Consider the following 652-nt stretch of genomic DNA (forward strand, 5'->3'; position numbering starts at 1 on the left):
TTTTTTTTTGGGGGGCGGGCCCCCCCCGGACTCTCAAGCGGTAATCTCGGGGGACGGCAAAATGGGTATAAAGCGCAGGACCGGGTTCGCGGGATTTACGGAAGGCCATGGGGGAAAAAGCCCCTCTGGTGGGGGCCTGCCCCGACAGGGGCGGGGAGAGGCCGGCAAAGGGAGGGGCCCACGCGCTGCGCAGCAACGTGTGGGGCGACGCGCAAAGCGCGTCGCGTCCCGCGCCAGATAAAAGAAAAAGGGCTGCCTTTCGGCAGCCCTTTTTCTTTTATCTGGCGGAGAGGGGGGGATTCGAACCCCCGAGGCGCTATAAACGCCTGCCTGATTTCGAGTCAGGTACATTCAACCACTCTGCCACCTCTCCGGGTGGTCCCCGGCGGACCGGGGACGCGCATCATACGAGGAAGTGAGGCCGACGACAAGTCATTCCGGTCAACGAAGTGAAAATTTCCTGAGCGCATGCCTTGCCGGATGCGTGCAGCCACCCGATGATGCCTGTCTCCCCAGCAACACCCCTGTTCCTTTTATCCATCTCCTAGCCCACGTGACGGATACCTACTCCTTTGGCCGCCTTCTGCGGGAAAAAAAAAAAATAAATAAAATCACTATAATCTCCAACTTCACTCTACTTTGACAACAAAAA

At 58.0% G+C, this 652-nt stretch carries 1 tRNA gene; it reads right to left on the reverse strand.

From position 1 onward, the window contains the following. Positions 1 to 282: 282 nt before the first annotated feature. Positions 283 to 373, reverse strand: a tRNA-Ser gene (locus tag EKL94_RS22210). Between the last annotated feature and the right edge of the window lie 279 nt (positions 374 to 652).

The organism is Stenotrophomonas maltophilia (assembly GCF_003970865.1).
Lineage (GTDB): Bacteria > Pseudomonadota > Gammaproteobacteria > Xanthomonadales > Xanthomonadaceae > Stenotrophomonas > Stenotrophomonas maltophilia_AR.